The following is a 7,079-nucleotide window of genomic DNA, read 5'->3' on the forward strand; positions in this document are numbered from 1 at the left end:
CCGCGGCGCCGGAAGACGTCGGCCAGGACGGCCGCCGCGGCCCTGGTGTCCGCCGGGGCCGGGCGCCAGGCGCCGGAGGCCAGGAGCCGGCGGGCCCGCCCGGACTCGCGCGTCAGCGCGCGGATCGACAGCGGCCCGGAGCCGCCGTCGGGGCATCCCGCGCCGGTGTCCGTATCGTTCGTCATCGTTCCCTGTCCCGTCTCCGCCCGAGTCGGCCGTGGGCGGCCGGCCTGCTATTGTCACGCGCCGCTCCGTGGGCGGGTAGCGGGGCCGAGGGAGTCGGGCGGGAACGGGTGGGGGCACGGATGGAGCGCGAGGAGGACGTGGGCGTGGGCGTGGGCGTGGTCGTGGGTGTGGACGTGGTCGGGGACGGGGCGGGTGGCGGGTTCGGGTCGCCTGCGGTGATGGCGCCGGCGGCCGATGCACAGATCCGTGGCGACGGCGGCAGCGTCATGGCGTACGAAGCGCTGCTCGACGGCGTCGTCCGCTGGTCGGCACGGGACCGGGCCGCACTCGCCGCCGCCCTCCTGCCCGTGACCGAGCGCTGGACCGGCGCCCACCGGCCGCGCACGCGCGCCGCCGAACGGCTCCTGGCCGTCGTACGCAGCGCCGTGGGCCCGGTCGGGACGGGGACGGCCGAGCCGGCCGAACAGGAGCCGGCGCGGGGCTGGTTGGAGACCTGCCAGCACGAGGCCGTGAGCCTGGTGGTCGGCGAGCGCATCCAGGAGATCTGCGCGTGGCTGCGCCGTGGCGAGACGGTGCCGATGCTGCTGGCCATGCCCAGTCGGCCCAGCGGCGCGGTCGAGCCGCGCGACCTGGTCATGCGGCTCACCGAGTACGAGCAGGCCGGCGCCCGGCCGGGCCCCGCCGATCTGGGGCAGGCGCTGCTGCGCTGCGGCGGCGGGCCGGCCGACGAGGAGGTCGTGGGCGCGGCGGCGGAGTTGACGCTGCCCGAGGCCCCGCGGGTCGTCGCCTGGCTGCGCCGCGGAGGGCTTCCGCAACCGGAATGGACCGTGGAGCGGGAGCCGGGCGCACCGCAGGCACCGAGCCGGAGGTACGGGGCCAGGGTGGGGCGCCGGATCCTGGTGGGCACTCAGACCCTTGAGGGACGGGGGGACTTCCCCCGGACCTATTGGCCGCTCTTCCGCCGCTTCGAGCCGCTGATCGGCTGCAACCACATCCTGCTCGGGCACCGGGAGCAGCACGCCGCAGCGGCGCTGCCCTGGCATCCCGAGATCGTCGCGGCGCGGTTGCTGACCGAGGTCGCGGCTGCCGCGGACCGGAACGGCGCCTCCGGCAGCCCGGAGTTCCTGCCCGCGCTGGCCCGGAGCGAGGGGCCGGCCGGGCCCGCCGTGCACCTGGGTGTGGCGTACGGGCTCGGCGCGGGGCCGGACGCCGACCGGGACGCGGCCGTGGAGGCGTTGCTGGCGCTGGCCGCACAGGGACGCCTGGACGGCGCGTTCCTGGGGGGTGAGCTCGCCCGGCTGGTCCTGCTGGGCACCCTGAAGCTGCCGACCGTCACGGCGTCCCTCCGGCTCGCCGCCGGTGCGACGGGCGGCATGACCGGCGGCGTGGCCGGCGGTGCGACCGCCGGCGCGACTGCCGGTGCGACGGGCGGCGCCGAGGCGGTATGGCCGGTCCTCGCCTCGGCGCTGCCCGAGCTGCTGGCGGCCGTCGACTCGGGCCTCCTGACCCGACTCCACCCGCCGCTGCTGGCGCTGGCCGCGGACTGCGCCCGGGACTGCGGGGCGCGCGGGACCGTCGCCGGGGTCGACGTACTCGCGGGGCGGCCGGGTTCGTCGCAGTCGGTACGGGAGGCACGGCGGCTGCGCGCCACGCTCGCGGGAGCGTAGCCACATCACGCGAAGGCCGCGGACGAGCGGGCCGACACACCGTGAAGGCCCCACCCGCCGACGCCTCCGAAGGCTGCGGAGCGGATCGAGGCCGCGTGACGCAGCCGTTCGGTCAGGAGAAGTGCGCGGTGATGCGCTGGAGCGGGACGAGCTTGAAGTTCTGGTTGCCGCTGCCGCCCGGGGTGCCGTTGGAGCCGTCCTGGCAGACGAAGACGCCCTGCGGGAAGGCCGGCCCCAGGTCGGCGGCGGTGGCGTCGATGCCGTCGGTGTCCTCGCAGTCGTCGGCGGCGGTGCCGCCCGCGACGGAGAAACGGCCCAGGTAGGCGTGGGTGGTGCGGTCGTGGACGGTGAAGTCGTCGCTGCCCTGGGACGAGACGTAGATGCGGTTGCCGGCCGCGGTGATGCCCTCGGTGTCGGCCGTGATGCGGCCGCCGGAGCCGGTGGAGTCGAGCGCGGTACGGCGGGCCCCGGCAGTCGGTTCGGCACCGTAGATCCAGACGCCCACGTCCTCCTCGCCGAGGTAGAGCTTGCCGGTGGCGTCGTCGGCGTAGCAGCCCTCCACGGCCGAGCCCGCGTCCCACAGGCGGACGGATGTCGCGGTCACCGAGTTCCCGCTGACGGCCAGCTCCCACTGCTCCACCCGGCCCGAGGTGGAGTTGGGGAAGGCGTACAGCTTCCCGGAGACGGGGGAGGTGTACAGGCAGATGCCGTGCGCGGTGACCTCGGTCGGGACGTCCTTGAGGCGCGTGAGCCGCCGCGTCGCCGGGTCGATGCGGTAGACGTGCATCGCGCCGCTGCCGCCGGCGGCCTCGTCGTCGGCGGTGACGACGATGTTCCCGCGCAGGTCGACGTTGTTGCCGTGGTCGCCGCTGATCCGCTGGATCCGCGCCCCGGTCATGTCGTAGACCTCCAGGGCGCCCTTCTTGTCGGTGCCCACGACGACCGACCTGGCCGGGTCGGTCGGGTGGACCCAGATCGCCGGGTCGTCGGCGGCGTCGCCGCTGTGGGACACCGGGGCGGTCTCCACGGTCGCGGAGACGGACGTGGAGGCGGGCGCCGTGACGGACGCGGAGGGGGACGCGGAGGTGGCGGCTGCGTGTACGGGTGCCACCGGTACGAGCAGCGCGACCGTCGCAGCGGCAGCGGCGGGGACGGCGGCTCGGCGGACGGATTCGGCGAAGGGCACCGGGTTTCCCTTCCGGTTCGGGTTGCGGACGGCAGGAGGCTGGGAAGGCCCGGAGAGCCCGGCGTGAACGCGGCCTGAACCAGGAGCGCCGAAGCCCCCGCAACGCCCACAGTGCACCGTTACTCGGCCATTATCGTGCAATTCGCCGCCGATGTCCGGACAATGTGCTGAGGTCAGGAGCGAGTGGGGCAGCACGGGCGGCATCGGCAGCAGCCCGGGCAGCACGGGCGGTCCGGGCCGGCCTGACAGAAGGAGCAGCGGTGGTACGAGGCGGTACGGTCGCGGTCGTCGGAGGAAGCATCGCGGGCTGCGCTTTCGCGGCGGCGGCCGCGCGGGCGGGCGCGGACCGCGTGGTGGTCCTCGAACGCACCCGCGGACGGCTGGCGGACCGGGGCGTGGGCCTGTGCGTCCACGACGACCGGGCCGCCGAACTCACCGCCCTGGGCGCACTGCCCGCCGGGATCGCCAGGCATCGGCTGACCCGGCGCAGGTGGGTGGTCAAGGACCCCGCCGCACCCGCCTCACCTGCCGGAAGGCTCTTCTGGGAGCAGCCGTTCCCCTTCCACTCGTACCACTGGGGCCTGCTCTGGCGCGGACTGCGCGAGGCGACGCCCGCCTCGGTGGTCCACCGGCAGGGAGCGGCCGTGACCGCGGTGGCCCGGGCCGAGGCCCACGGTCGCCGTCGGCCCGAGGTGGTCACGGCTGACGGCGCCGCCGAGGCCTACGACCTCGTCGTCGGCGCCGACGGGTACCGCTCGGTGGTCCGTGACGCGATCTGCCCCGGGTCCCGGCCGCACTACGCCGGGTACGTCTGCTGGCGCGGCAACTTCGACGCCCGGCTCCTGGACACCCTCGGCGAGGACCCCTGGCCCCCGGACGCGGTGACCACCGTGTGCTTCCCCGGCGGCAGCTGCGTCGTCTACCGCATCCCCGGCCCGGACGGCACCCGCGTGAACTGGGTCCTCTACGCCGCGCCTCCCCGGGCCGCAGGACTGCGGTTCGACGATCCGACGAGCTTCCCGCCGGGCCACCTGACACCGGAACTCGCCACCAGCCTGGCCGAGTTGCTCGCCCGCGCGTTCCCGCCGTACTGGGCCCGGCTGATCGCCCTGACGCCCCCGCAGGACACGTTCGTCCAGCCGATCTACGACCTGGAGACCGCCCGCACCGCCGCCGGTGGCATCCTGCTCGCGGGTGATGCCGCCACCGTGGTGCGCCCGCACAACACCAGCGGGGCGGCCAAGGCCCTGCAGGACGCCAGCGCCTTCGCATCCGCCTGGCGGGACGCCGCCTCCTGGGACGAGCTGGCATCCGCGTACGAGGCCGCGCGGGGCGAGGCCGGGCGTGAGCTGGTCGCGCTGGCCCGCCGCCTCGGCCGGGCCCAGGTGGAGCAGACCCCCGACTGGGCCGCCATGGACCGCCACGGGGCCGAGTCCTGGTGGCGGACCCAGCTCGGGGGCGCTCCCGGCATCGGGGGCCAGGCCATGAGCAGGCCGTGAGCAGGCCGTGACCAGGCCGTGACCAGGCCGTGACCGGGCGGGTGACCAGGCCCACGTGAAGCCCCCGCCCCGGGCGCACCCCGCTTCCGAGCGGATGAGATGCTTACCTGCCCATATCGATCAAAGCCCGTATCGATCGCAGCCCGTAACGATCGCAGCCGGTATCGATCACAGTCGGCGCACAGGCGGTAGGAAGTCCTCGGTGAACGAACAGAGCCAGCCCGCGACCGTCCGCGTCTTCGTGGCGCTCGCCCCGCCGGACGACGCGAAGGAGGAGCTGGCCAGGGCGTTGCAGCCCGCCTACGACGCCTACCCGCGCATGCGGTGGAACCGGATCGAGGACTGGCACATCACCCTGGCGTTCCTCGGGGAACTCCCGGTCGCGGCCGCTGCGCTCCTGCGGCCGCCGCTCGCGGCTCTCGCGGCGGCGCACCGGCCGCTCCAGCTGGCCCTGCGCGGCGGCGGGCACTTCGACGAACGCGTGCTGTGGAGCGGGATCGACGGGGACGTCGAGGGACTGCACCTGCTCGCCACCGAGGTCCGGGCCGTGGTCGAGGAGTGCGGGATCGCCTACGAGGGCCGGCCGCTGCGCCCCCATCTGACACTGGCCCGTTCCCGCCGGGACGACCCGTCGAGCGTCGTGGCAGCCGCTGCCGGACTCGCCTCGTTCACCGGCCGCCACTGGCCGGCGAAGCGCCTGCACCTGGTCGGCAGCAACTTCGGTCGCGGCCCGGGCCCGATCCGCTACCGCGACATGGAGTCCTGGGCCTTCGACAGCAGGACGCGCCACCCGTCGGGCGAATGATCCACCGGCCCGGCGGGTGATCCCTCGCGTGGATCACCCCCGGGACGACGAACGCAGTCTGCCACGTCTCACCGGCACAACCCGTCAGGGCCGGTCCAACGCGTCGCCATCTGCGTGCGGTTGGCGCAGCCCAGCTTCGCGAGGATGTTGCGGACGTGGCTCTCCACGGTGCGTTCGGAGATCACCAGGTCATCGGCGATCTGACGGTTCGTACGCGCCCGGGCCACCAGCTCGGCGATCTCCCGTTCGCGCGGCGTGAGCGGGTCGGTGCCGGCCCGTCGGGCAGCGATCTCGCCGACGAGGCGCGCCGCGGCGGCGGACGGGCCCGGCAGGTCGAGGTGCCCGGCGATCGCCGCGGCCTCCCCGGCGAGGGCGGCCGCTTCCACGAGGGCACCGCTGTCGCGCCGCAGGGCGGCGAGGTCCAGGCAGGTCAGCGCCACGTACGGCCGTGCGTCGAGGGCCCGGTTGCGGACCAGTGCTTCGGACAGCAGCTCCGCCGCCCGGTCCGGGCGCCCGGCGGTCAGCGCGAGCCGGCCGAGGTCGCGGCTGACCGTGCCGCAGAAGTACGCCGTGGGCGTGCCGATCGCGCCCGGGTACGGGCGGAACAGCGCGAGCTGGTCGTACACCAGCCGCGCGGCCTCCGCATCGCCGAACAGGACGATCAGGTCGACCAGGTTGAGCAGCACCGCGGGCCACCGCGGATTCGTCATCGGGATCGGCAGCAGCGGGCGCAGCCCGTCGTAGACCTCCCGCGCCTCGTCCAGCCGCCCGGCCAGGAACAGTGCCCGCGCCCGGACGGACAGCAGGATCGGGTTCCGCGGGGCGTGGTCGAGGGCGTGCCACATCTCCTCCGGCAGTTCCGCGGCGTCGCCCCGCACCGCGGCGAGGTGCTGGTGGAGTACGTGGCTCAGGGCGGTCGCGGACCGGTCTCCGCCGGCCAGGGCGAGCTCGGTGGCCTCCTCGTTGCAGCGGCGGGCCTCGGCGAAGCGGCCTTCCTGCACGGCCCGGGCGGCGCCGACGCGCAGCAGGTGCCAGCGGGTCAGCGGCAGCGGGGAGCGGGCCACGATCGCCTCGATGCCGCGGATCGCGTCGTCCACCAGGTCCAGCCGGCCCAGCAGGTACCCGGCCTGCACACGCCACTGGTGGCCCAGTACGGCGGCGAGCGGGTCGCCGAGGCGCTCGGCGCGGGACACGGCCAGCGCGCCCAGGCGCAGGCGTTCGGCGGTGTCGTCGGGGTGAGCCAGCGTCATCTGCACCGCCCGGGCCGCGTCGAGCTCGGCCCGCAGGTCGCCGGTGGCCTCGGCCAGTTCGAGGGCGGCGCGGGCCTGCCCGGCCGCCTCCTCCGGTACGTCGAGTTCGGCCGAGGCGGTGGCGAGCTGGGCGAGCAGCCGGGCGCGCATCGCGTCCGGCAGGTCCTCGACGGCCAGTGCCGCCCGGCACAGCCGGGTGATGGCCTGTGAGGCCTGGGAGAAGGTGATGCCCTGCAGCACGAGGGCCACCTCGGCGAGCAGGGCGGGCAGGCCGTGCGCGTTCGCGGCGTCGGACGCTTCGTCGCAGCGGCGCAGGCTGGCCTCGTAACGCCCGGCCAGGTACTCGGCACGGGCCAGCTCGATGAGCGCCGGGGCGCGCTGCGGGTCCGCCGCGTCGAGCACGGCCGCGGCGTCCGCGAGGTGCCGGGCGGCGTCGGCGTAGGCGTGCCGTTCGCGGGCCAGGGCCGCCGCGGTCCGGGACCAGTG

Annotated in this window: 5 protein-coding genes and 1 pseudogene; 3 read left to right on the forward strand and 3 right to left on the reverse strand. The window is 75.4% G+C overall.

The genetic code is table 11. The features are described from left to right. Positions 1 to 185: pseudogene (locus GPJ59_RS31340) on the reverse strand (hypothetical protein); the annotation flags it as partial. 120 nt (positions 186 to 305) lie between these two features. Between GPJ59_RS31340 and GPJ59_RS31345 the strand changes: the two are divergent. Further along, complete coding sequence (locus GPJ59_RS31345; protein ID WP_219671302.1) at positions 306 to 1,853, forward strand: DUF7824 domain-containing protein; 1,548 nt, start codon at positions 306 to 308, stop codon at positions 1,851 to 1,853. Positions 1,854 to 1,965: 112 nt separating this feature from the next. Here GPJ59_RS31345 and GPJ59_RS31350 read toward each other — a convergent pair whose 3' ends face one another. Further along, the gene (locus GPJ59_RS31350) at positions 1,966 to 3,039 is read right to left on the reverse strand and encodes a phytase (protein ID WP_219671303.1); all 1,074 of its coding nucleotides are present in this window, start codon (positions 3,037 to 3,039) and stop codon (positions 1,966 to 1,968) included. Between the two features lie 260 nt (positions 3,040 to 3,299). On the opposite strand from GPJ59_RS31350, the gene GPJ59_RS31355 reads away from it, so the two are divergent. Together GPJ59_RS31355 and thpR are read left to right on the forward strand one after the other, a co-directional pair. Further along, positions 3,300 to 4,538, forward strand: coding sequence for a monooxygenase (locus GPJ59_RS31355; protein ID WP_219671304.1), 1,239 nt, complete (start codon positions 3,300 to 3,302; stop codon positions 4,536 to 4,538). Positions 4,539 to 4,740: 202 nt separating this feature from the next. Next, positions 4,741 to 5,343, forward strand: a complete 603-nt coding sequence (gene thpR / locus GPJ59_RS31360; protein ID WP_308120587.1) for an RNA 2',3'-cyclic phosphodiesterase — start codon at positions 4,741 to 4,743, stop codon at positions 5,341 to 5,343. Positions 5,344 to 5,411: 68 nt separating this feature from the next. Here the strand turns inward: thpR and GPJ59_RS31365 are convergent. Next, the coding region (locus tag GPJ59_RS31365; RefSeq protein ID WP_219671306.1) for a LuxR family transcriptional regulator at positions 5,412 to 7,079 on the reverse strand (1,668 nt) is incomplete at its 5' end.

Origin of the sequence: Streptomyces bambusae, assembly GCF_019400985.1 — a bacterium.
In the GTDB taxonomy this organism is placed as follows: domain Bacteria; phylum Actinomycetota; class Actinomycetes; order Streptomycetales; family Streptomycetaceae; genus Streptomyces; species Streptomyces bambusae_A.